The sequence below is a fragment of the Bradyrhizobium nivariense genome (assembly GCF_029846695.2).
In the GTDB taxonomy this organism is placed as follows: domain Bacteria; phylum Pseudomonadota; class Alphaproteobacteria; order Rhizobiales; family Xanthobacteraceae; genus Bradyrhizobium.
In genome coordinates this window covers 1-24,288 of sequence record NZ_JARWCR020000056.1, presented here as the reverse complement: position 1 = coordinate 24,288, position 24,288 = coordinate 1, and the positions used below count along the sequence as shown (strand labels likewise).

15 protein-coding genes and 7 pseudogenes are annotated in these 24,288 nt (G+C 59.4%); 7 read left to right on the top strand and 15 right to left on the bottom strand.

Annotation, left to right across the window (positions count from 1 at the left end; all coding sequences use genetic code 11):
- The first annotated feature begins 95 nt into the window (after positions 1-95).
- Positions 96-1,493, top strand: coding sequence for an aminodeoxychorismate synthase component I (gene pabB, locus QCM77_RS33135; protein ID WP_279686286.1), 1,398 nt, complete (start codon positions 96-98; stop codon positions 1,491-1,493).
- Complete coding sequence (locus tag QCM77_RS33130) at positions 1,490-2,059, top strand: anthranilate synthase component II (RefSeq protein WP_279686285.1); 570 nt, start codon at positions 1,490-1,492, stop codon at positions 2,057-2,059. The genes pabB and QCM77_RS33130 overlap by 4 nt, the downstream gene beginning before the upstream one ends.
- A 1,121-nt stretch (positions 2,060-3,180) precedes the next feature.
- Here the strand turns inward: QCM77_RS33130 and QCM77_RS33125 are convergent.
- From QCM77_RS33125 to QCM77_RS33100, 6 genes and pseudogenes are all read right to left on the bottom strand, one after another.
- A pseudogene (locus QCM77_RS33125) lies at positions 3,181-3,601 on the bottom strand (IS5/IS1182 family transposase); the annotation flags it as partial.
- A 157-nt stretch (positions 3,602-3,758) separates the two neighbouring features.
- Positions 3,759-3,944 carry a hypothetical protein gene (locus QCM77_RS33120; RefSeq protein ID WP_279686284.1) on the bottom strand — a complete coding sequence of 62 codons (186 nt, stop codon included), beginning with the start codon at positions 3,942-3,944 and terminating at the stop codon, positions 3,759-3,761.
- 258 nt (positions 3,945-4,202) lie between these two features.
- The gene (locus tag QCM77_RS33115) at positions 4,203-4,376 is read right to left on the bottom strand and encodes an AbiEi antitoxin N-terminal domain-containing protein (RefSeq protein ID WP_279686283.1); all 174 of its coding nucleotides are present in this window, start codon (positions 4,374-4,376) and stop codon (positions 4,203-4,205) included.
- Positions 4,377-4,384: 8 nt separating this feature from the next.
- Positions 4,385-4,621: pseudogene (locus QCM77_RS33110) on the bottom strand (ATP-binding protein); the annotation flags it as partial.
- A gap of 756 nt (positions 4,622-5,377) precedes the next feature.
- Positions 5,378-6,633 (bottom strand): annotated as a pseudogene (locus QCM77_RS33105) (IS256 family transposase).
- Positions 6,634-6,854: 221 nt separating this feature from the next.
- Positions 6,855-7,034 carry a hypothetical protein gene (locus QCM77_RS33100; protein ID WP_279686282.1) on the bottom strand — a complete coding sequence of 60 codons (180 nt, stop codon included), beginning with the start codon at positions 7,032-7,034 and terminating at the stop codon, positions 6,855-6,857.
- An 814-nt stretch (positions 7,035-7,848) separates the two neighbouring features.
- Between QCM77_RS33100 and QCM77_RS33095 the strand changes: the two genes are divergently transcribed.
- Complete coding sequence (locus QCM77_RS33095; RefSeq protein WP_279686281.1) at positions 7,849-8,058, top strand: helix-turn-helix domain-containing protein; 210 nt, start codon at positions 7,849-7,851, stop codon at positions 8,056-8,058.
- A 154-nt stretch (positions 8,059-8,212) separates the two neighbouring features.
- Here QCM77_RS33095 and QCM77_RS33090 read toward each other — a convergent pair.
- Both QCM77_RS33090 and QCM77_RS33085 read right to left on the bottom strand, forming a co-directional pair.
- Positions 8,213-9,120: pseudogene (locus QCM77_RS33090) on the bottom strand (transposase family protein); the annotation flags it as partial.
- A gap of 380 nt (positions 9,121-9,500) precedes the next feature.
- Complete coding sequence (locus QCM77_RS33085; protein WP_279686280.1) at positions 9,501-10,577, bottom strand: TlpA disulfide reductase family protein; 1,077 nt, start codon at positions 10,575-10,577, stop codon at positions 9,501-9,503.
- Positions 10,578-11,326: 749 nt separating this feature from the next.
- Here QCM77_RS33085 and QCM77_RS33080 point away from each other — a divergent pair.
- Together QCM77_RS33080 and QCM77_RS33075 are read left to right on the top strand one after the other, a co-directional pair.
- A pseudogene (locus tag QCM77_RS33080) lies at positions 11,327-11,740 on the top strand (nucleotidyl transferase AbiEii/AbiGii toxin family protein); the annotation flags it as partial.
- A 1,579-nt stretch (positions 11,741-13,319) separates the two neighbouring features.
- On the top strand, positions 13,320-14,645 hold the full coding sequence (locus tag QCM77_RS33075; protein ID WP_279686279.1) for a DUF3422 family protein: 1,326 nt from the start codon (positions 13,320-13,322) through the stop codon (positions 14,643-14,645).
- Between the two features lie 452 nt (positions 14,646-15,097).
- Here QCM77_RS33075 and QCM77_RS33070 read toward each other — a convergent pair whose 3' ends face one another.
- The 3 genes and pseudogenes from QCM77_RS33070 to QCM77_RS33060 form a co-directional block, all read right to left on the bottom strand.
- Positions 15,098-15,568, bottom strand: coding sequence for a DUF736 domain-containing protein (locus QCM77_RS33070; RefSeq protein ID WP_462804361.1), 471 nt, complete (start codon positions 15,566-15,568; stop codon positions 15,098-15,100).
- 1,026 nt (positions 15,569-16,594) lie between these two features.
- Positions 16,595-17,031 (bottom strand): annotated as a pseudogene (locus QCM77_RS33065) (hotdog domain-containing protein).
- Positions 17,032-17,076: 45 nt separating this feature from the next.
- Positions 17,077-17,772, bottom strand: a pseudogene (locus QCM77_RS33060) (P-type ATPase actuator domain-containing protein); the annotation flags it as partial.
- A 272-nt stretch (positions 17,773-18,044) separates the two neighbouring features.
- Here QCM77_RS33060 and hemN point away from each other — a divergent pair.
- Positions 18,045-19,400, top strand: coding sequence for an oxygen-independent coproporphyrinogen III oxidase (gene hemN, locus QCM77_RS33055; RefSeq protein ID WP_279686278.1), 1,356 nt, complete (start codon positions 18,045-18,047; stop codon positions 19,398-19,400).
- A 1,508-nt stretch (positions 19,401-20,908) separates the two neighbouring features.
- Positions 20,909-21,094 (top strand): IS66 family insertion sequence element accessory protein TnpB, encoded by a 186-nt coding sequence (gene tnpB / locus QCM77_RS33050; protein ID WP_279686277.1) that lies wholly within the window; start codon positions 20,909-20,911, stop codon positions 21,092-21,094.
- A gap of 53 nt (positions 21,095-21,147) precedes the next feature.
- Here tnpB and QCM77_RS33045 read toward each other — a convergent pair whose 3' ends face one another.
- From QCM77_RS33045 to QCM77_RS33030, 4 genes are all read right to left on the bottom strand, one after another.
- Positions 21,148-21,900: a 4Fe4S-binding leucine-rich repeat protein gene (locus QCM77_RS33045; RefSeq protein ID WP_279686276.1), complete on the bottom strand. Its 753-nt coding sequence runs from the start codon at positions 21,898-21,900 to the stop codon at positions 21,148-21,150.
- Positions 21,893-22,288 (bottom strand): type 2 periplasmic-binding domain-containing protein, encoded by a 396-nt coding sequence (locus QCM77_RS33040; RefSeq protein WP_279686275.1) that lies wholly within the window; start codon positions 22,286-22,288, stop codon positions 21,893-21,895. The genes QCM77_RS33045 and QCM77_RS33040 overlap by 8 nt, the downstream gene beginning before the upstream one ends.
- Positions 22,289-22,316: 28 nt before the next feature.
- Complete coding sequence (locus QCM77_RS33035) at positions 22,317-22,547, bottom strand: hypothetical protein (RefSeq protein WP_279686274.1); 231 nt, start codon at positions 22,545-22,547, stop codon at positions 22,317-22,319.
- A gap of 1,336 nt (positions 22,548-23,883) precedes the next feature.
- Positions 23,884-24,093, bottom strand: a complete 210-nt coding sequence (locus tag QCM77_RS33030; protein WP_279686273.1) for a hypothetical protein — start codon at positions 24,091-24,093, stop codon at positions 23,884-23,886.
- Between the last annotated feature and the right edge of the window lie 195 nt (positions 24,094-24,288).

Here is a 24,288-nt window from a genome sequence, read left to right as displayed (position 1 = left end):
CCTGCGGGTCCCAGACGAGCGTCGCTCTCATTGGGGTCGGGATCACAATCGGAGCACACCTCACAACACACCGGTCGTTGGTGACTGACAGTCCCGTGCACGTCCGCGAGCTGCAGTGGATTGAGCCGGTCACAGCGATGCGATGTCTCACGCATCGAGCACACCTCACGTTTTTCGATAGCGCAGCAAGGCATGAGTTGCTCGGGCGCTACTCATATCTGACTTGCGACCCGTTCAGCACCTACATCGTCGCGGACGGACAAGCGAGTTGCAACGGAGAGGCTCTCGAGGGCGATCCATGGGAAGTCCTTCGCACCCTGCTTGCCAAGTATCCGCAAGAGCATCGTCCTGATCTCCCGCCGTTCCAGGGAGGCGCGGCCGGCTTCCTTGCCTACGATCTGAACAGGACTCTGGAGCGATTGTCGGGGCCGACGATTCCCGGTCAGCGTTTGCCCCAATCCATCCTCCATTTCTATGACGTGGTCATCAGCTACGACCACCATGACGAGAGATGCTGGGTCGTTTCTACCGGATGGCCGGAGCAGGATCCTGCACGTCGCGCCGAGCGCGCACGCCGTCGAGCCGACGAGTTTGCCGCAGCATTGCTTGCGGGCCCAAAGACGTCGGGGAACAACTCACCCGGCCGAGCTGCTGCATGGCATTCGAACTTCAGCCCTGAGGGCTACATTGCGGCGATACAGCGCGTCGTCGAATTGATTCTGGCTGGAGAGGTCTTCCAGGCCAACATTGCGCAGCGCTTCAGCGCCCGCCTGTCGACCTCATTTGATCCTCTTGCCTTTTACTGCCAGCTGCGGTCATTGAACCCGGCACCCTTTGCAGCCCTCCTGCGCTATGGCAAGCTCACCATCGCATCGAGCTCGCCGGAACGTTTCCTGAGGCTCGAGGGACGACAGGTCGAAACGCGCCCCATCAAAGGCACGATCGCGCGTTCCGCGGATTCCAAGGAAGACCAGCGCCGCGCTGAAATTCTAGTCGCGTCCGAAAAGGACCGTGCCGAGAACACTATGATCGTCGACCTCATGCGCAACGATCTGTCGCGCGTTTGCACTCCACATTCGGTCGAGGTTCCAGCGCTGTGCGGCCTCGAATCCTATGCCTCAGTGCACCACCTCGTATCGATCGTTACGGGTGAACTTGCAGACGACCAAGACGCTATTACCCTGCTTCGAGCCTGCTTTCCTGGCGGCTCCATTACCGGGGCGCCAAAGGTGCGGTCGATGGAAATTATCGCGCAAATAGAGCGGACGGCGCGAGACGTCTATTGCGGGGCGATTGGCTTTATCAGCTTCAGCGGGCACATGGACACGAATATCGCGATCCGCACTGTCACGATCGACGACGACCTGGCTGTGTTTCATGCGGGTAGCGGGATCACGGCGATGTCAAACCCAGAGGCCGAATACGAGGAGACACTCGCAAAGGCACAGCGAATCTTTGACGCATTTCGTGTTGAAACATCCGGTGCATCTTGATTGTCATCATCGACAACTACGACTCCTTCGTCTTCAACATTGCCCGCTATTTCCGCAAGCTTGGTGAAGCAACGGAAATTATCCGGAACGACGTGGTCGGCGTTAGCGATCTTGTTGGCCTCAGGCCGCGCGCAGTAGTTATCTCGCCCGGTCCCTGCGGTCCAGCTGAGGCCGGAATATCCACCGCCGTCGTCCGCGAACTTTCGGGTCAAGTCCCTATTTTAGGCATCTGTCTCGGTCACCAGTGCATTGGGAGCGTTTTCGGCGGTCAAGTGGCGCGTGCACGTCGCCCTATGCATGGTCGATCCTCCTACGTAACGCATGATAGCCGAGGGCTATTCAAGGAACTCCCGTCCCCACTTCGCGTCGGGCGCTACCATTCTCTCGTTGTCGAGGTCGATGAGTTATGCGCGCCGCATCTCAGGGTGACAGCGCGTTCGGAGGAAGGCGAGGTTATGGCCCTCGCACATCGATATCACCCAACTATTGGTGTGCAGTTCCATCCTGAATCGATACTTACCCAACAAGGGCACGTGCTTCTGCTCAACTTCTTGCGACTCATATAGTCTTCCAGGGGGTGAGGAGCTGAAGTTGCGTCACACGCATGGGCTCTATCGGGCTGCTCAGAATCCCGCTCCGAACGGTTGATCTCTTCGATTGGAGTAGAGCGACGCCGCCGCGTTCGTTCGACGGCACAAAACGCGTTCAGCATGCCGAGTGTGCCGCCCATCAGGATGGCAAGGAAAGTTGCCGCCGCAGGATCCCGATTGAGAGTGCGCGCCGACAACGATGCGGCTGAGGATCGCGGCCGAAGCAATTACTGCCGAGCGGCAGCGCCGAGCACAGGCGCGCGAACGGGTCATCGTCGACCGGCGCGCCGACGTCGTGAGGGGCGATGTACGGAACGTGTGAACGCCATCAGTTGGCGACGATGCTAGGGCCGATCGTGCCTGCGAGCGGACAGCCGCAGGTGCGAGCGCGGCGGGCGCTTCGACTGCAGCAATGGTCTGATCAGTGTTCAATGATGACCGCGCCTCGGGTTAAATAGGATCCCGGCGATATCGACCAGGAACCCAAGGAACAGATAGACCGAGCGGAAGATCATGACGCAGACCTGGATGAGCGGCATGTCGCGTGTCGGGACCGCTATCGATCAGACGGCGCGCAAGCCCTGGATACCCACAATCGACAGTTTGGGACCGCTCTTGCTCTAACACTTGGCCGCTGGTGGCCCAAGGTCTGGCTTCCTTCAGATGCGTGCGATACGGACCAGCGTTGGCCTCACGCGAAAGCGGCCAACGATTTGAAGGCGGATTGGCAGCCCACTGGGCGTTTGTGCCGAAGCCAGAGCGCTTCGTCCTCGACATGAGGGCTGCTGTACCTGGGGCGAACTCTCTGACGAAACTGTGAGCACTTCTCGAGCAGCAGCGCCACAACTGCAATTTTTTCTGCCACCGCGTGTTAAAAACCTGGTCCTCGTGGCCGCTTCCGCCCAAGGCCCGATTTTTTTTGCTCCTCGAACAGGTCACCGGACTATAAGCCGACGTCAGCGACCGGATGCAGATCTACTGGCGTCCGAGGAAAACCTGCTGGCAAATAGTCGTCCGTTAGCAAGTGGGAATTAGGGCGACAGGGTTGCGAAGGCGCGCCAAAGGAGGATCAGGATGGAGCGCTAGAGCTTCCAGCACCAGGCGAGGATGCGGCGGAAGTTTATAGCCGACAGCCGAGAGGATGACGCTAGCCACAGCGGCCTTTGAAATAGCAGGGGCCGAGTAGCCACGGGCCTTTAGCTGTCCGATGATGGTTTCGATAGCGCTGCGGCGACGCAGCTCGCGCTTGATGACACCGAAGATGCCGCTTCTGGCCAGAGATGAAGGTTCAGTGGGATTTCGTGCGTCGACCGCTCGATCGCGCAGTCGTTGAGTGTCTCGGTTCGGTCGATGAGCTCCCGCAAGGTGTGACCGTCGTACGGGTTATGGGGGCAGCGCCCTAACGTGCAGCACGAAACAGAACAGGACACGGTGGTTGTTGGTAATGATTGAGCCTTTGACTGCAAACTCACTCTTGGCGATGCGCCTCATCGACGGTGCAGACCTCGACCTCACTCTGGGGCGATGCCGACCGATGCCAGGTGCTCGTCACGGCGCGGATCGGGGCATCGACATGCATCGACCTCGGCATAGGTGATTGTCATCGGCGTCTCGCACCGTAGGTCTGCGCGAGCTTCGGCCCCAACACGGCGAGCGCCGCCTTGCAGTCGGCGACTTACATCGCCCGACCGCCGTGGAGGATGGTCTTCAGACCTGGCGCGGGGCAGCCGGCTCCCTCTGCCGCGACCGTCAGGCGCCACACAGCGCCGCGAAGAAAGAGATGCCGTTCGCGCTTTGCGGTCAGCTCAAGAATCTCGTCCGGCTCGAAGCAGCTGCTCACCCGAACAATCTGCGTGCCCATACCGAGCACATGGGCCCCCTTGTCGACGACCGAGCCTTGCGAAATCGGCCGGAATGCAGCAGTGCCTCGCCACGGGCGATCGGGTTAATCTCGGCGAGGTAGTTCAGCGCGCGCTGGCAAGCAGTTTTCGATGGCTCAGCACCGCACTTGGGCGGCTCCGACGCGAGCACTTGTGAACAGGCGTCCAAGGTTTAACCCTTCGCCGTTTGCTGGATCAACATCTTAGTTCGCCGATCGGCGTCGGAACTCCACGCTGATTTACAGGCGCTCAAGCAACGTCCGAAGCGATATGGCCGATTTCTGCCATGTCAGGGTGCCAAGCGGGCGCTTGAAAGTTCCACGCGTTGGCTGAACCAGCCAGCCAGCCGAAACGTACTGGCTGCGCAGACCTGTCGAATAGCGATGCTTCGTCATCCACTCGGGATCGACCAACCATGGGTGATACGCGGCAGGGTCAGCACGCTTGCCGAGCCGGTGAGCAAGCAACCCTCGTCAACCGTCTTCTGTATCGCCAGCAGCAGGGCCGGCGCACGCTGGATCTCCTCGATGATGGTGGCTCGGTCCAGGCCCGATCAAACCAGCCGGGTTGCACTCTGCGGCTCCAGGACCGTCTGATCGCCGAATGTAATATAGGTTCGGCTGGCCCGGCGCGGTCACGCAATCAGGATCACCGAGATATCCGAAAGGGCTTCTTCCGCCTAACGTTCTACGAACCGCTCAAACATGCGAACTCCGAATCCCGGTCGATCGGAACTATTGATATCGGCTGATTGGAAATCCATGAGAACGGCGATCTAGACCCACTCCGGCACTTCCGACAGTTCACGCAGAGCGAACGCGGCCAATCGAGGCGCCGGAAGGGAAGCGCGGCCAAAAGAGCCGCATCGAAATCTTGGCTACATTTTCCAACCCAAATTTGCTCTGTTGAGAATTCTAGCACTTCCTGAAGACTGCGTCGTCTACATCGATCGAAACGACGACGTCGAGTTCGTGGAAGCGGACGGCCGAATATCGCTGGCTTCCTCAAGCGCAAAGCGCAGGGCGACCGTCTCTCGGATCTTTCGACTGATTCTGGAAATCGGTGCGTATCTGTTTGGCTCATTACAAGTCCACGGGAAAAGCTGGATCAACGCATACTTTCTGCTCGTTACTACCGCAGTTATTGCGACAGGCTCTTTCTTGGAGCCGTTCGCCGACACAGATGCCGATGGCGACGCGAGGGCTAAGGTGCGTCTCACGCACTGGCAGCCAGTCGGTCGAAAGAGATCGCCAAGGTGAAGGCTGACCTCGCGGACCTAAGCGCCGAGGAGGCTAGCGACCTCTATGCTCGCATCACCATCTTCCCGGAACACCGCGTATCGACGAGATTCGGCAACTCATCAAGCGGCGCCTGATCACGAGCTATCGCCAAATTTTGGTGAAGGCCGGGCCGGTCAGGCGGCGGCGGTTTTGGGCTGACGGCCGGTCGGCTTGGCGATGACCTCGATCCCGTTGTTGAATTCCACACCGAGAATGAGTTTTGGCAGCTGGTTGTGGCCATCGAGACGACGCCAATTTTTCTGGGCGGCCTCGACCAGTTTGAAGACCATCGCGAGCGCGGTCTTGTTGGATAGACAGCCCTTTGATCGGAGCGTGCGGTGGCGCACGGTGGCGAAGGTGCTTTCGATGGGTCGCAGGTGTTTCCAATGCTCGGCCGGGAAGTCGTAGAACGCCAGCAGCGTGTCCCGATCCTTGCGCAGGCAGTCGGCCGCCTTCTCGTATTTCAGCGTGTAGCTCTCGACGAAGGCGTCGAACACCAGCTCGGCTGTAGCCTTGGTTTCGGCCATCCAGATCTCCTGCAGCGCGCGTTTGGCTTCCGGTGCTGGCTCTTCGGCAGCTTGGCAAGTACGTTGGCGGTCTTGTGCACCCAGCAGCGCTGCTCGCGCGTTTTCGGCCAGACCTCACCGGCCGCCTTCCAGAACCCGAGTGCGCCATCGGCGATGACGACCTGCGGGGCCACGTCGAGCCCGCGCCGCTTCAGATCGAGCAGCAGATCGCGCCAATCGTGCGCGCTCTCCCGGGCACCATCGGTGAAGCCGACCAGTTCCTTGCGGCCTTCCGGCGTCGCGTCGATCAGCACGAGGATGCATTGCTTTTCGTCGTCAAGGCGAGCTTCGAGATGGATGCCATCAGCCCAGATGTAGACGAAACGCTTGGCCGACAGATCGCACTTCTGCCACGCGGCATGCTCGGCGAGCCAGCCGTCCTTCAAGCGGCCGATCGCGGAGGCCGACAACCCGGCAGCATGCTTGCCAAGCAGCGCCGCCAGCGCCTCGGAAAAGTCGCCGGTCGAGATCCCCTTCAGATAAAGGACCGGCAGCAGCGTCTCGATCGACCTCGAGCGGCGCATGTAGGGCGGCAGGATCGACGGCGAGAACCGGATGCGGCCAGGATCGGCAGCGCCGGCCTTGCGATCGCGTACACGCGGCTGGCGGACGGCGACCGGACCGATACCGGTCGTCACCTCGCGCTCCGGCAGGTGGCCGTGGCGGACGACGCGCTGGTGGCCGTCCGCGGTCTTCAAATCGGCATGCTGGCCGAGAAATTCTGGAACCTCGGCTTCGACCGCCTTGGCGAGAAGGGCACGTGCCCCGTTGCTCAAGATTTCCGTGAGTTGATCGTCGAAGATTCCTGGCTGAATCAGTTGGATGCGTTATCGTTGAACACGGCATATCGCTCCTTCGGTGGAGAAGTGGAGGCGTCTAGCACCCCCACGATATGCCGCCTTCCCGATTCTCGCCGTCACCAACTTTGGGCGATAGCTCCCTGATCACCGTGAGGCGCCAGTCACGACAGAGCCTCTTCGAGCGGCTTGAGGGATGGTGGCTGAATCAAATTGTAGAGTTTCTGACCGGCCACGTACCGAGCCGATCAGGGTTCAGAAGGTGACGGATAGTCGCGCACCGCATCAACAGGATAGAGTGGGCGGCAGCCGACGTACCACTGCTCCAGCGCGCCGGGCGTGCGCCGGATAACCGCCGCGGCCTCTAATGCCGTCAAATTAGAGCTGCCCGGCAGCGTATTGATATCCAACGTCGCCGACGGCGGCATGCCACGGTTCTTGCGACGGCGCTTCGTGGTACGCGGAATTATTCGATTACTTGGACGGCCCTAATGCCTGGATCGGAGTCTTTTCGCCCTTGCCGCTCATGCTTCCGCCCCGAACGATAGTCGGTATGAGGCTATGAGATTGTAGGCTTCTCCGGCAAGAAACAAATATAGAGCGCAGGTATGACCGCTGGATAGCTGTGGCGTACAAATAAGACGGATCGCACCCCTCTGACGCCCTCCGACATCACGCGATGCAAGCGATCGGTGCGGATCACGAGATGGATCAAGCATCCCGCGGCGACATTCGAGTCAATAGTGTCGCCCAGCACCGTGGTCCGCATAGCGTGAATGACTTTGATTTTGTTCGATGTCCGTTATCAACTCATCCAGTGTCAATGAGCCGTCGGGCGATTTACGCGAACAGAACCAGTCCTCCACGGCATTATCGGCAATGCCCACAACCTCTGGCTTGGAGCCGCGACGATGTCGTTGGGTCCGCTCCGCCTCTTCCATTGGGTCATGCAGAAAGCCGCGCTGGAGCAAGCGCGGGACATAATGCTGGCGCTTACCAGCTATGGGGAGACCTATCCCAGGCCTAGGTTAGGTCCCGTGCCGTTGTTGCAACCACTGCTGTCGCGTTTACGACGTATGTCGCAATTGCTTCGATAGCCGATGGTGCTGCAGTTGCATCGGCAGCTTGCCAGGCTGATCGGTGCTCCTCAAGGCTTGTCTTGGCAGGAGAGTTTGCGATCTCCGTCGCGTGGTACGGCATTTGCTAATCTCGTTCCAGTCGTCCCGGCTCCAGGAGAAACACATGGTCGATGTGCAAGACGTTGTGCTGTCCGCACGAGAAAAACAGTGCTTGCAGTGGGTAGAGGAGGGCAAATCATCCTGGGAAATAGGGGTGATATTGAGAGTCAGCGAGAACACCGTCAATTTTCATCTCAAGAACGCGATGCGAAAGCTGGAAGTGACCACCCGAATCCAGTGTGCTATCAAGGCGCGCCGCCTCGGGCTTCTTTGAACTATTGGAGTGCTGCTGTTGTCAACTTGTGCCGACGGCGACTATAACCATCCGGTGATAGGACTACTCCATGAGATGGGATCCCATCTGCCGAGAGTAGCGGGCCGTTGTGAGCGCAGCGGTATAGCTAGTCGGCCGTGAGGGATCCTGATTTTCAGGCTGATCGTCCCGTGGTTTTGGCGAGAGTGCCGATGATTTGCCACAACAAACGCCTGAGCCAGCAGATCAGGCGGCGGAAGTTACAGCCGACCGCGGCGAGAACGGCGCTGATGGCGTCGCCTTGGCGATGCCAGAGTTAGTTGCGGCCGATGCGGTGCTCAGATTTGAAGTGGCCGATGACCGGCTCGGCGGCGGAGCGCCGTCGCAGCTCGCGCTTGATCTGTGGCGTCACCCGCCGCTTCTGTCCTGAGATAACAACCTGAACTTGTAATCGGGCGGTTGCCGCGATGGCCCTTGTCGAGGAGAGCGCGCTCGATAGTGTTGCCGATCAGCGCTTCCATCTCTGGGATGCGGTTGCAAGTGTGTGGGCGTCATAGGGGTTGCCGGGTAGCGCCTTCACATGGGTCACGAACTGCCCGTCGCGGGCCTGCGCCAGCGTGGTGGCGACCGAGACCTTGACACCGAACTCTCATAAGGCCGGTGCGCCTTGCCCTTGCCGATCACTCCACCTCCGGCGCGTGCAGCGAGTAGAGCTTCGGGCCACGCTGGTGCCACTTCTGCTCAAGCACTTGTCGCGCCCGCGCCAGCATGCGCTCCAACACGACCACACCGAGCAAGTCGGCGTTGCCGCCGAGTTTGCGGCCAATGTCGCGGATGATGCGGCCGAGATAGGTCTTGAGTTTCTTCAAGGGCCTGTTGTCGCGCTTGAACTGTTTGGCGTGGGCGTAGCGCTGGTGCTTGATCAGCGCGAACTTGCCCACGCTGGCATAGGACTAACGCAGCTTGACACCATGTCGCTTCGCCAGCCGAACCAATCGCGCGTCCGGTTCAGCAGCTTGGCATCGGCATCACATTCTTGGGTTGCGCCGTCGTATCGTTCCCTGGTTGCGTCGCTCCCTTCCGATGCAATCAGGGAATCTCGCCTTGCGATTCGACGGAATCCTCAAAGATGAAATTGCAAGCTTTCGTGCAGTCAAAGCCCGAAAGCTTGCAATCTCAAAGCCAATCTCGCCCGGGAAATCGATTCTTGATCAACCGCTTGGACGGTTCTCCATGAACGACTAACTAGACACCCAGCAAAGAAGGACCGCAGGGCGTCGCATCGCTCGTTATGGCTAGGCTTTCCTTGTGACTTGCGTGTCGCAATCGCCCTGAAGGATTCTACTGGTCGCGACTTCGAAGGCGCTTACATAGCCGCGATCGTGCATCTCCGATTAACATCCCCCTTCATGTCTCCTCCTGCGGCTTCACTTTGGGAGCTCCAGCCGACTCTTCCTGCGAAATCAACAAACCTTCTCGCCCCTGTAGTTGGCCAAGGTTTGGAGCAACTGCGGCATATAATCCTTTTTCATAGCGTCCGGCACTTTCGGATCGGCTAGCCATGTCATTTCCCGCTCGATTACCTCGATCGCGCGTTGCTTGTCACCACTCTCGTAGTAATACTGAGCGAGCGCCCCATGAGAATAGAAGTTGAGGCCATCGCTGGGTTGCCCTGGATTGCGGATATGTTCCGACACATCCCTGCCGATCGCAAAGCGTTCCGCACGCGGAAGGTGGGTCATATCGTTCTCCGGATCAAAGAGTTGTTCCATCACGGCGATCAGCCCACGCACAGCATCTGACTGTTTCTCAAGCGCATCTCGAACCTGTTGGCGTAAGACCTGGAAGCCGTTCGCCGTGTCGCGCATTTTGTGAAGCAACAGATCCGCATGAATCTCGCGGAACAGGAGACTGTCCGGCACGGCGGCAATGCCCTTCTCGACCGCCGAGAGCGCTGCCGGCCAATCCTTCGCTTCCATTGCCGGTTGAATTGTCTCGAGGATTGGGAGTTCGCGCGCAAAGCGCTGAACTGCCGCGATCCGTTTCGCATCCGCAGCTTTAGCTTGATAGCTGCTGCGCCAAGTGCCGTTGATAATTTTCGGCAAGGCGGCGTCGATATCGATCGCTGGATGACCGATAGCGGCAATGTGGCCGTCGCGGTCGACGACGAACGATGTCGGAATCCCAACAGAAGAACTCGCATCCATCCAAAGCTTGTTCATTTCGCCTGTACTATCGAACCCGATTCGATAGTTCAGATTTGGGAATTTTTCAGTCAACCATGCGTCCAACTTGGTGCGAGCCTCATCCGGCGTTGGTGCTATTTCACTGGCTGCGACTCCGACGACCTCAAGCCCCTCGTCTTTGTATTTTGCTTGCAGCTTTATCAGATGAGGCATCGCCGCCACACATGGGCCGCACCAAGTTGCCCAAAATTCGACGATGTACAGTTTACCGGGCTGGAAGTTCGTGAGGGGCTCGCCACGAAGCCAGTTCTCGACCTTGAGCGAAGGAGCCGGGGAATCCATGCATAGCGCCATGATTGTTTCCAAAGTTACCTGTTACGCGACCTTGTCGTCGCTTCGCCCGAATAGCAATCACCGCTCCAGCTGTCCACGCACGTTAAGCTACATGACAAAACTTTGAAGAACATCCACACGCCCAGTAGCATCCACTGTGTGTAACCTGACGTGGTTTGCGTCGGCGTCGGATTTCAGGCACGCATCGCGACCTTCGTGCCGCTGAGGATCGTCTTGCGAATGCGCATCAGCGAGCCGCGCTGCGCCACTAGGAGGCGCGCGAGAAGCCGGATGGTGCCCGCTGACCGACAAATTCCAAGGTCAGCGCGACGACGAACTCGCCTCCCTTTAAGATCGGCCGGTCCGTTTGAGATGCGCCCTCTTTCCAAGCCATTCGCAAGCTGGAATCGAACGGCGGGGCCGCAGTAGTTGAATCCCCCGCCGATTTCACGTCGGTAAGGTCGGCAACTGCGATCTCGTTCGTCTGGCATGTCCCCGCATTTTGCGACGAAGTCGCTAAGATACGTAAGCTTGAAGAGCTAGCCGCCTGCTAATCCTTGTAGGGTCCCTAAAGGCAACCGGCCAGATTCATCACCCTAAATTCGGCACGTCCATGCTTGTGGCGATGGCGTTGCTGGCGAGCACGCTAGCGGGGCGCGCCACTCGATCGGTTGAGATCTTCAACCAGCAGTCATTCCGCTTGGCGGCCTAACCCGGCAGAAGCTCCACTTATCAACCCGGAGAATCTGTTCAGGCAGCCGGGACCAGCTCTGGTTGCGCTGCTGATCGAGACCTTGCCATTCGGTGCGGCGTTAAACGATTTTGCTCCCAAAGGCGGGACTGCGATCAATCTATTCGTGCGCGATCTGCCGCGTTTTGTCGGTCGATATCGACCTGCGCCCGTCGCCGGCCGGCCGGAATCGCTGGCCGCGATCGGGCATGAAAAGAATGGCTGTCGCCATGGCAAGGCAATTCCGGGCGCTTAAGGTGAATGAGGAGGTGAACCGCGCGGAAAGCATCGTTGCCAAGATCCGTGCTTCCGAACGTCGAGGGAGGCTCTGATTTTACGGAGACACAAGTCGTCTCGTTTTCCGACCTCTACGCGGGAAAAATCGTCGTCACCCTTGACCGCAACATCCTCGCGATTTTTTGATACCCGCGATCTTCTGGCGAATGAGGGCATTATAGATTGCCCCATCCCCACAAGCGCACCAACACTGCCAAACACGAGTCGCCCGGAGCGATCGAGGCGAAATGAAGAGAGGACCCTCGCCGCGGAATGCTGAACACGACGCGCAGGAATGTTGTATCGATGGCAGCAGTCTGCACCAGCGTGCTCATCTTATGAAGCGGCCGATAATCAGGATTTGCACGCCGGCCTGTGACGCCGCGCGCAGCCGATCGCGCAACGCCGGTCCCTTGGTCGGACAATTTGGTGGCGGCACGAGCTCAAAACGGCAGTCCGCCGTGACATCGTCCCCCAGCCCGGTCATGAAAGCCCGCAATCGCTTTTCATGAACGGCCAGATACGTGTCGATCCTGGTGAGTGATCGACCAAATAACGGCGGATCACAGCTACGGCCGGGGACTCTCGTGAGCGGAGCGTGTGGCCGAGACAGTGATCGCTAGCGGAAATCTGCGCCTGTCAGCACAAAGAGCCAATCACCACTGAATGCGTTGGGCCGGCTTCTCGGCGCTATCGCCGCGGTTTCGTTGATGTCAGCTCTGTTCGGATCGAGTGCACCGAACGGCGACTTCGATGGAAGTGTGCGTCAAAGAGAGGACGGCGAGCGCTCCGGGTCCGTGATCCAGTCATCCTCACTCGATGTGACGTTATCAGCCCATCGGCAAACCTTCCTCCGCGGGTCCGGGCGCGGTCACTCTCCCGGCTCTGCATCGACAAATCCGGCCACAGCGTGGCCGCTCAGACAATGGCAGCGGCCGGGCAGGCGATCATCTTGCCGAAACAGGCAATTTCCTGTGGCCTGCGCCACGTGCGCATTCTGTCAGAATACAAGCGCGCTTCATGTCTGAAACGCGCCTCCGACTCTCTCGGAAAGCCAGGTTGCGCAAAGAAAGACGCGAGCGCGCTCCTTCTACAGTGCTGGCCCAAATCCTGCAACGGCTCTCCGCGCCAGAAAGTTTAGCGGCGGCAACAGGATGGGAGTCGTGTTTGGGCCTCGATCTGTCAATCGACAATGCGGTTGCCGCACCGGAGGTCGCCTGTTTGCACCCCGCTGGGACAACGGAAGACGCCACCGCTTGCCGCCCCCTCGCGCGGCATCGGTCATGTCATCGAAAAGCTGTTTGCAGAAGAGCGCCGGCGCATCCTTATTTGCACGGGGCAACCCTTTGGTGGCGGGCGATGTCCGTCGGATTCGGAGACAGACAACCATGTCCACGTCGATCTAGGCAGTCGTCGGACGGTGCCGCACGCAACTGCCGAGGTCGCGGAACGGCTTGCTGGCGCACAGCTACACGCATTGATACACAATGCCGGCATTTCGCCATAGACACCGGACCGTACCCGACAGACGTCGCTGACGGCGTTAGTCGAAGCCTGGACGAGGCTGTTCCGCCTCAATCTGCTCGGCCTGATCCTGCTCCCGCAAGACCTCTTCCCGAATCTGAAGGCGGCCTCGGCATCGATCGTCGACATGACTTGATCGGCGCCTTGCCGCGCGCACCGTTTTCCAGCACCGCCAATGCCTCTCGCGTCAAGGCTGACGGTTGCTTGCTCAATCTGAAGCGAGGCGTGAATAGATGATCGATGAACTTGATCTGCGAACCTTCAAGCCGCATCCGCAACGCGCCGCCGTGCTCGGCGAAGTGCACGCGCGCCCTTTCACGCAGCTTGTTTCGCCATTCAGCGTGATCCACTTCGCTGTTCTTGCGCAAGGCGAGGCGGCCGCAAGCGATCGCTGCCGATTTATCGATTTCTGCCTGGAGCGCAATCTTCCGCCGCCTGAGCAATTGGCGAAACATCATCAGATTGTCATCGGGCCCGCTATGCTACGTTGGGAGCAGCATTCGGAATTTACAACATTCACCTGGATCTGGACTAACGGAAATGGTCCTGCCGCTCACCCATTCGAGAAGGTTGATGATACCGTCCGATCGCTGATCCGCGCGTTGCGGCAGACGGGTCAATTGCTGGTCGCGATCAGGTTAGAAGTGGAGCAAGGCGCCTCGCCGACCAAGCGCGCCGAACAGATTTTTGACAAGAATAGCCTGGCCATGGTTGCCACAAAGAGCGGTGCAGGCGTTGCCGCCTCAGACTTCCACGTGGACGAAAAAGGCTTCACGAAAATCCTCGTCTGCGACCTCGGATTGACGTCGCACGATCTCGGAGCGCTGGTGCAACGGCTCCTGGAAATCGAGACCTACCGTCCGTTGGCGCTGCTTGGCCTGTCGGCGGCCCTCGAGCTTGCACCGTCTGTTGATCGCATCGACCGCCGTCTTGTTGAAGCTCTCGAAAAAATGCAAAGCGGTGAGGGGCTGCAATTCAACAACCATCTGCTTGCCGAGCTGACCGCGTTGGCCGCCTCCTTCGAAAGAGGCGCGACCGGTAGCCTGTTTCGCTTCGGCGCCAGCAGGGCCTATAACGAGCTGGTCCAATCGCGACTATCCATCATTGAAGGTACTGATGTGTCGGGCTATCCGAGCTGGTCGTCGTTTCTGGCCCGCCGCATGGCGCCGGCGATGCGAACCTGCGCGACCGTGGAGGATCGCCAGGCAGCTCTGTCGGTGAAGCTAGCGCGTGCCGCCGATCTGTTGCGAACCCGTGTCGACGTCGAGATCGAACAACAGAATCATGACCTGTTGCAGGCTATAAACGAACGCACGAGGCAGCAACTTCGGCTGCAATGCACGGTCGAAGGATTGTCGGTCGGGGCGATTGGATATTACGTGGTCAGTCTGTTTAACTATCTTGCCGAGGGCGCGCACGATATCGGACTGCGAGTAAAGCCCTCGCTCCTAACCGCAGTCTTCGTGCCGATCGCGGTCGGCGTGATCTGGTTGGTGAGTTACAAGATCCGAAAGCGACACTTCAAGCACGACGAGGCGCCCTCGGTATCTCGTAACTAATGCCCCTTGGGGAATCAGTGCGTCCGTCCTACGAAGTTCGTATAGTCGTGGTGCGACGCTGCCGCCAGAGCCCCGACGGGTTAGCCCGTAATTGCGCTTTAATTGATCGGGATAGCGGGACGTCTCGCGACGCGACCCTTCCCACACTACCTGGCATACACGGGTCCGTACCGCGGCGGTTCGACTGAATTAAGCTGGCCGAGAAACCAATATTCGGAGAGACCGCGAGCGTCAAAGAAGTGGTTGCGCAGGGCGTGCTGGACCGCCGGTGCCCGGACATTCGCCAGAGCCCCGCCGGCGAACCGGCGGCAATCGATGCGGGAACTTCGCGATGCCGAGGCGGCGAAGCTCCATGAATCGCTTGTGCCGGTTCTGCCATTGTCGCTGCGATGACTGCGAACATAGATGTTGCAGTTGCCTGCATAGCAGGGAGAACCGATGGCCTCGACGTGTCAACTCCTTGTCGAGATCGTCGAGCACGAAATTACCGAGGACGGGCGAGAGCGGCCCACCCTGAGCGGTTCTTCCACCGGTCTGATCAGACCGTCCTCCAATACGCCGGCGTTCAGGATTGCCCGGATGAGGAGCACAAAATCGCCCTCTGCCGTCAACTCCCTTCCTAAAATGCGAGATCCCCGTCTGCTGAAATTGCGGCGACACCATGCGATGCATCGCGCCCGCGGGTCAGTCGCCGTTGCGACGGCGGGGCGGGACCCGATCAGGCTGAAGCCATCACCTTCCTCGTCGACGAAGAGGTTGGCGAAAATCGGAGCGGTGCAGCTCGGATCGTCGAGCTTGAGACCCAGATAATCGCGACCCTCGTTGGAGCGCTTGGACCAGGCGGCCCCGATCACACGGCCGACATAGACCCGGTGGCTGGGGCGTTGTCGCCCGAGCGGCTGTTTCGGGGACGACCCGGGCATTCCTGGCTTTAAGCGAGAGGGTGACGATTTCGCCGTTGACGGGGCACAACATACCCGCCGGCATTGATCCACTCCTGGGGACAGTAAGCGAGCGAGCTAGCATCGAGATCTAGGACCGTTGCGTCTTATCGCCTCGCGCGTGCCAGTCGGCCGGCCTCATTCCGTCTCTCCGATCGGATCACGACGCATTGCGTCGAACACGGCTGTGTCGTTCTTCGGCATGGCAATCTCCTAAGGTGCTGAAATCAGGCTGTGCGAAATGAGTTTAGATTGCCGCTCGTGCTCTCGGCGAGAAGTGGCAATCGTTTTGCAGTTGCTCACTGACCCCTATGATCGGTTGGACCGTCTTCCTTGTCGCTCCGCGAGCGGACGCCAGCACCTTCGCATCGCCGCAAGTCCGCGCATCCAGTCGCCCCCATTCCTCGCATACGCAAAGGATCACTTGATCGTCTCGGGATGGATCAGCTCGACCACTCCGGTTCGGCTCTCATCCGCAGTCCGTTCCTGTTTTTGGAAACAAGTTGCCCTTCTTCGGAAAGTCTTTTCCCGACGTTCTGGCTTGACGAAACGGGATTGGGGCCGTGTGCTGCCATTTGGGCGAGCAAGCTTTGGCTTCATTCCACGGCGCATCCACACGTCGCGTTCCTCGGCAGCCGTTAGAACCAGCGGCATCGCGTGGATCGGCTCGACCACACCGTTTGCGCGCGGTGGTCAGCAAGCTTTAGAGCTGGCGGGCTCGTCGGACTGGATGATCCGCACCCCAAAAGGATTGCTGCACTATCTTGGGCTGGAACTACTCGGGAACCTTCCTAGTGAACGTAGCTGTTCCGAAATTTGCATTCCCTGAGCCAAGGGCCCTGACGCTTATCTGATAGCGATGGCTGCCTTACGAGGGCTCCGGGTCGGGGGGTTGTACGTTTGTAGCGTGCCGCAGGGAGCACTGGTTTGACGATGTCGCAACAGAAGCCAATGACCTGATTACATTGGGGCGCTGGAAGGAAAAGCGTAAACGAGGCAGCAGATTCATCAAAGCCTTTCCATAGCGAGCTGCAGCGACTTCGGAATGCGCTGCGCCTTTCCGGCTGAGTCGAACGCCACGCGTACCCGCGCCGCGACGAAGGAGATCGTCGCCGCGCCTGCATTCCTGCAGCAAGGCAATCGACGCGCCCCTCACCTCTTGCGGAACTGTGACGAGTCAAGAAGGTCCAAGACCGCCGGTGGTACAAACTCGATTGTCATGGAGCTCACAACGAAGGCAAAGCCGGGCGCATCATTCTTGGTTTCTTTAAGTAGCGCTCGCTGATTCGTTCCGAGCAGGCGCAAGTAGTTCGTTCTGCCGCGTTCCATGAAGCGCAAGACATTTGCGTGATAAACAATCTGCCCGGAGTCGGATCATCGAAATAGACCCGAACCTGCATATGATGGCGGCCGTCGCGAATTTCGCCATCAAGAGAGGCTGTCACTGTGCGGTTCCCTTACTGCCCTTTCGGCACCCATTGTCTCGTACAGAGGCCGAGATCAGCGCCGTCGACGATGACGCGCACGCCCTGCCCGGCTTCCTCAACCATACCGATAATCGGCGGTTTGAGGCCGGCGGCCGGCACTACTGCGGCGGCCACCGGATGATGGCTCGATAGCGCCAGGCGTCCGGCGAGCGCAAATACGCCAGCGGGAATATCGGCTGCATTCGTCACGTCGAGATCCGGCAGCGTGAGCGTGCCGATCTTGTTCAAGATGAGATGATCGACTTCGGTGAGGCGCTCGATCACGTCGCCCGAATTGAGCAGCACTCTGGACATGAATATCGTGCCGAGGCCACTGCCTGCACGAGGAGCACGGTCGCATGCACCACTGGCGCGTAGAGCCGCGCCGGTGATCAGGCTCTGGTCGATCTCAGAGCGCCCGTCGATCACGGTGCCGTCGACGGAGCAGCGCTCGCCGGGCGGCCGCAAGAGCACGATGTCGCCGGGATGGATCGCCGCCGGCACCTGCGAGATCTCAACGGGCCCGACGAATTTGGCTACTGTCTCCGCTTTCAGCACGGCGAGATTGCCGCGACCGCGCGCCTCCGCCTGTTCTGCTCCAAGACGCGGCCGACCCGCAGCAAGGTAAGCAGCATGATCCCCGCCTCGAAAGAAGCGTGCGGCATGATGAATGGTCTCCACCACGGACATGCCGAGCGCCAGGATAACCAGGATCGCAAGCGCCAGCGCCTGCACAATCTCGGCGTCTGATCGCTTTCACCCGGCCGACGTTTCTCCTCCGCGACTTGGCCCGCCGAACGCATTTCGGCCGGCCTTTTTTGTCCCAATCAAAGCCACGGGCCGCGTTTCCGGCCAAGAGGATCAGAGCTGCCAAAAGGTGGCGCCAACTGCTGCGGGCGGAGTTGAGGCCCAAAACGAGCAAAGGATTGCGCCAGCGCAACGTGCCTCCTCAGCGAAGTCGTTAGACCATCCGGCAGTTGAAGGAGAAACAGATGAGATCGGATCTGGCGCAATCGTACGGTCACGAGAGGCTTCCCCGCTACACAAGCTATCCGACCGCGCCGCACTTTTCGCCAGCGATCGGCGAACCTGATTACCGGATGTGGCTCGGATCCCTGCCGCCCCGCCAGCCGGCCTCGATCTATGTGCACGTTCCGTTCTGCCGGTCTATGTGCTGGTACTGCGGTTGGCACACCTCGGTCACCAAGAAAGACAACCCCATCGCAGTCTATACATCCGGTCTGCGAGCGGAGGCGCACCTAATCGCGGAAACTATCGGCCACCGCCTTCCTATCTCGCACATAAATTTCGGCGGCGGCACGCCGACGATCATGACGCCCGAAACCTTCGCCGATCTCATCGGCGCGCTCCGCTTCTCGTATTTCGTGTTGCCCGATGCCGAAATCGCCGTGGAGATCGATCCGCGTACCCTGACCGAGCCGATCGCGGCGGGTTTGGGCTACAGCGGAGTCAATCGCGCGAGCCTGGGGGTACAGAGCTTCGATCCTGTTGTGCAGCGCGCAATCAACCGCGTGCAGACATTCGAGCAGACCGCCACGTGCGTTGAGCGCCTGCGGCGAGCCGGCGTGGGCCGGCTCAACTTCAATCTTATCTGCGGTCTGCCGCTTCAGACCATGCAATCGTGCCTAGACACGGTCGCCAAATGCATCGAACTCCGGCCGGATCGCTTGTGGGTGTTCGGTTACGTGCATATGCCCTCCTTCAAGAGGCATCAGCGCAAGATCGACGAACACGCCCTCCCCCAAACAGTCGAGCGCCATCTTCAGTCGGAATTGATTGCAGAAGCCCTGGTCGACGCGGGCTACGTGCGCATTGGTTTCGACCACTTCGCCCTACCCCGCGACAATCTTGCCGCGGCGAAGCGCGAAGGGCGGCTGCGTCGGAACTTCCAGGGTTACACCGACGACACCCCCGAAACGATCATCGGGCTAGGGGCAAGCGCGATCGGCAGGATGCCGCAAGGATTTGCACAGAATGTCGTGGTAACCCGTGATTACCTGGCGCGCATCGCCGAGGACCGGCCCGCCACCCTCAAGGGGTATGCCTTCACGGGTGACGATCGCTTCCGAGCCGATCTGATCGAGCGACTGATGTGTGACATGGCCCTCGACCTGTCGAAGATCGCTCGATCGCATGGCCGTGATCCGAAGTCGGCCGTTGTCGATCGCTCGCGGCTCGATCGCCTCATTGCAGACGGCGCAGTGACGATGGACGGCGGCGAGCGACTGTTCGTCAGGAAAGGCGCCGAGTTTCTCGTCCGGACCGTAGCGTCCGCATTCGATGCTCATCTGGCGCGGCCAGTGGCGACTCATAGCCGCACAGTATGAGGCTCCTGGAGCGCCCACACTAAAGCGTGATCAGATTAGGTTAGATTGCCGCTGTTGCGACGGTTGTTGAGCAAGCTGCGAAGTCGATCGGCTACCGTCGGTCGCGACTAACCGGTCCAGTTTCTTGCGCGTCTCGGAACGATCACGGAGCCTGGCGGATATGTCCTTCCGTCTCACGACCTCTATTGGGGCCGCGTACGCGGCGTAGGCTTCCTTCAAGAAGACAAGATCGAGGAGGCGAATTTGCGGCTCGATACCCGCAAAAGCTACCATCTCGCCTTCGAGTCGGGCGTCGTGTCCCCTTTCGCACTTGCGGATACCGCATAGCAAACAACATGGTCCCAGCCGGCGATTTCGAAACTGATCGAGAGATACAGATCAAGGATCGTCCGTTCGATGCCCGCTTGGAGAACCAACTCAACCAGGAGCAGCTGTCCATACGCTATCGCTGACTTGTCCCAACTTTCATCCAGTTCTGAGTTCACCTCGGGCGCTCCATGAACCGGCAGGCAAAAGACTGGGTGTCGATACCAGCCGCCACCAGGGGCAGCAGCTCAGTCAGGTCATCCATCGCAATGGGTGCACGATGGCGTGATTGTCCACTTGAATACGGCCCTGACACGACGACTACCTAGTTGCGGAGATACAGGAAGATAGAAAAGAACCGACGAATTCAGGGGCCCCGAAGCTGCTGTTTCCTGCGCCCAAAGGGTACACGCGATTCTTTACCCTGAGGACGGGCAACCGGCTGCCAGGCTGCGAAACAGTACCTGCGCTGAGCCTGTCCTTGATACAGTCACGCTCTTAGAGCCTTGACCTAGTGAACCTCCTCGAATTGTTGCACAGCTGTAGTGGGCTCGGAGCCACGAGGTGTCAGATGGAAGCACGTCAACTCCGCTCGTTTCCGGACGACTACAACCGGCACGCCATCCATCTGGTCGCATCGGGCGGCCACTCGATCGCATCGTGGAGGGAACTTGGCCTGCGCGACTCCGTGTTATAGCGCTGGGTGAGAACGACGTGGGCCGGACCGCGGCGGCGCGGCGCCCCACGACGCAGGCGACGCTGCCCTTGACGGACCGCGCGGCGGAGATTGCTCGTTTGCACGAGCGGTTGCGCATGGAGCGCGATATTTAACAGGTCATTGGGTTGGGCGCCGAGCGTTGACGACGATGGCGAGCGAGTTACGATGAGAAGGTTCACCTTGTCGAAGTCGCAAGGTCTGCGGCGTCGCGCGCGCCGGCACGGGCTGGCTCACAGCCTGCTGTTCACTTGAAGTCGACAAGCGCGCCAGGGTCGGCTGGGCGGCGATTCCATGCCAGCTCTCGTTCCCGTCGAGATCACGTCCGATCTCAAGCGACGCGCCACAATCGTCCTGTTCCCCACCTGCGCAGCGTGCAAGGGCTGGAGTCATGGAGATCGAGCTTCGGCGGCGGCTGTCGCGTTCGACTTGACCGTGACGGGGACGTTGAGGCGCTGCAGTGAGTTCTCGAGCTGCTGCGGCGACGATGATCCGGATTCCGAGCGGCGTCACGGCTTGGATCGCCGCTGGCCACACCGACATGCGTCCCGCCAGACGAAGCCTGGCTCTTACAGTTCAGGAGATTCTGAACCGCGATCCGCACGTTGGCGATCTCTACATCTTCCGAAAACGCCGCGGCGATCCGGGCAAGATCCTCGGCACGAGGCAATAGGCATATCGCGGCAGGTTAATCGGCCGTCGGCGTCAGCCGGCGCGGTATCGAGCTCAGCGGCGGTCTCCTGCAATCCGCGAGCTCGCGACTTCGCGCACGAGACTATACGGGTCATTGACGAGGCTATAGATCTGAGCCGCTGGCGCACGGCTTGCGACCTCGAGGCGGATGCGCCAGTCAGGATCATGCAGCAGCAGCGACACAAGCTGCATAGGTAGTCGTCGGGCTATCTCCAGTCTTACCGACGCCTCACGATCGTCGATCATGCGGAGCAACCATTCGTTAGGAATGCGCTGCGCCACAACACGGCGGACCTCGGCTTCCTCGTCGTCCACCATTCGGAGGAGCAGCATAGGCTCGATCCGGCTCGCGACGACAAGGCGAACATAGTAATATTCGTCTGAGGCCATGGGCAGCAATTCTTCACCCTCGAGGAGGCTCGCCACCCGCTTCCTCAGCTCGGGATTCGGATGCTTCCGTAGTTGCAACACGCAGCGTCTAGGCAGGCGAAGCATCGCATTCCATTGCACCTTTTCATTGGGATCATCGATCAGCGACTGCAGCAGAAAGACACTCGCAAACTTCGCCGCGATTGCCCTTACCTCAAAATGCGGATGGCTGAGATGGCCGTCGGCGAGATCCGGATTGCACTCGAAGAACCTCTCGATACCGCGGGGACAACGGTCGTTGACGCAGGCGTGCTTGAGCCGGCATCCGCCGATTCCGCTCAGTGCAAGATGCTCGCATGATGCGCAGTCAAGCCGGTTGCCCTCCCAGTCAAGAGCCTTGTCGATGTCATCAACCATTGTCCTGCCCACATAGGTCAGGCACGCGCAGCAACGACTTGGGTCCAAATTTTGTCGGAGGTAGCGAGCTCCAGAGGTTTTCCGAGCGCCGGCCCTGCGCCTGCATCTGAATGGCGTGATCGTAGAAGCCGATCGTCCCGTCCATCGAGCTGCCGACCAGCGCCTGCAGAGTCTTTGAGCCAACGGCTTGGAAGCTCTCGACGGTAACGTCAAGGCCATCGCCCCGAGACGACCCAAGCTTTACGCCAAGCTCGAGAGGCATACAGTTGAGGATCTGTGACCCCACGGCGATCCTCAATTTGGCCGTCTCGGGCTCGGCGGCTTGCGCCGAAATGACCCAGCAAGCGGTTAGCGCCATGACCAGCATCATTCGTGCCAAAACGTGCATGCGAACCTCCGTGGCTGTTGGGAGAGCGTTACCAGGGTTCGTGGGCAGGCGAGGGCCGCCAGACCACGAGCCGGTTTTCGGCGCGGTCGACGATGGCATCGAGGACAACAACAAAGGCGGAGAGAACGATGATTCCAGCAGATACCCTGGCGGCATCGAGGACGGCCTGGCCTGCGCAGCCGGATTGACCGCGCGCGCCCTGAAAAGGGTTGAAGAATGCGACGAAGAGAACCCGCGTCCCACCAGCCAGGAAAGACAAGACTGTCTCCTGCCGAATGGACTGCACTGCTTGGGAGGAGCGAAATTGTTGTGGCCCCCAAAAAAGACCTCCTAGATCGCATCGAAGACTGCCTTACAATCGAGTGTTCCTTGTCGCCACACAGCAAACCGTCAGGACCGACCAGACGCCAGCTTGCAACTCATCAACCTTACAGTTGTTGTCGCATGGACTTCTTGATCTCGATCAGCATCAAATAAGAAACCGGACTTGCGTTGAACAGATGCATCGACACAGATCGTCTGAAGACATTGCGCGCAGGAATGAATTATCCGTTCTAAGCACGAGCTGCGGCCGCAAGCCCTTCTACCGCTCTCGGTATGTTGTGCCGTACTGATCTGATTTTGATCGCACGGACCTAAACGTTTGTGACGCCGGTATTGGGCGGCGAGTTGTCGCGGCCCTCGCCAGTATCTACGGCAGGAATTTCAGCCAGCATCGCAGGACCCCTAATCGCTATGGCCCGGCGCTCGTGGCACGCGTATTTCTGGAAGAGGCGCGACCTTGTACGGGAACTTCTCTCCGAGGATGAAACTGATGTGGAACCAGGGGGTTAACAGCTATACTGTCTACGCCGCCGCGATATTTCTGTCGGCGAATATCACCGGAACGAGCTCACAAACACGGGAATCGGCCATGGAGCCGATCTGGGCGTGAGCCGGGGACCGGCGTCCAAAATTTGATCCTTTGCAGGTTTGGCCGTTGAGCTGTCTGCTTTGAGCTGAAGGTCTTTTGATTGTTAGGCCTTGTCCGCGCCACCGGCCCGATCGTGCTGGATGCGTTGAACAGCGGCCGTCAAGTCGAGATAGTTGAAACGTCATTTGCAGGTATTCGGCATGCAACATCAACCAGAATCTGTTCTCGGCAGCAGCTCCGATCATTGGCTGACGTTCCACAGTGGTCTGGGAGAGCCGCTCCGGGCGCGCTGCAACAGCGGCGATGTGTCAGTCTGCGATCTCCTCATCACTGAGGAGAATTGAGTCACACGCCAGACGAGGTCTTCGCACTGTTTTGGTAGGACGAACTTGCCCATGCGTAAGCGCTATGTTCATCCTCTTGACCTTCCCAATAACTTCCCGTCCACCCTGCAACAGACTCATTCTCGAAAGACACCGTCATGCAACCGGCTGCGTTACTATCACGCTCCGCGGCACTGCTCACCGAAGCACACGTTTTCCTTCCTGAAATTGGACGTACCGTCGAATGGCGCGAACCTCTTACGCGGCCGACTTGTACATTGCTGCACTATATCAACCCCGATCCCTTGCTCAACTCAATGACTATCCAGTTACTGGCAAACAGCGACTAGCTAGATTGGTCAAGATTGAAGCGCCAAGGCGAATGATGATCTGTCCTTCTTGAGATGTGGGATCCGTTCGCGGCATTTGGATCTGCAAGGCCGTGCGAGCGCTTTGCCGAAGACATCTTCAAAGATCGGCGCCGGATCTTGACAGCCGAACATCAGGTGCAGTGGATGATGGGCTGGAACGAAATCCTCCAACCGCTTCATCGTGAACAGCTGCTCCATGAACAGTCGCTCCCGCGCATCGAACCGTTTCGCCAAGGTGGATTAGCAGTCTATCTTTAGCGTAGATATTTCAGCAGCCTGCTCTCATGTTTGCTGTCAAGGGACTCGATCAAGCGGAGCCGCTTCCGGCTGAGCGCCCGGACGCTGGACTTCGAAGGTGCCCACGGTAGGAGGCAGGGCCAAAGACGACGGTTG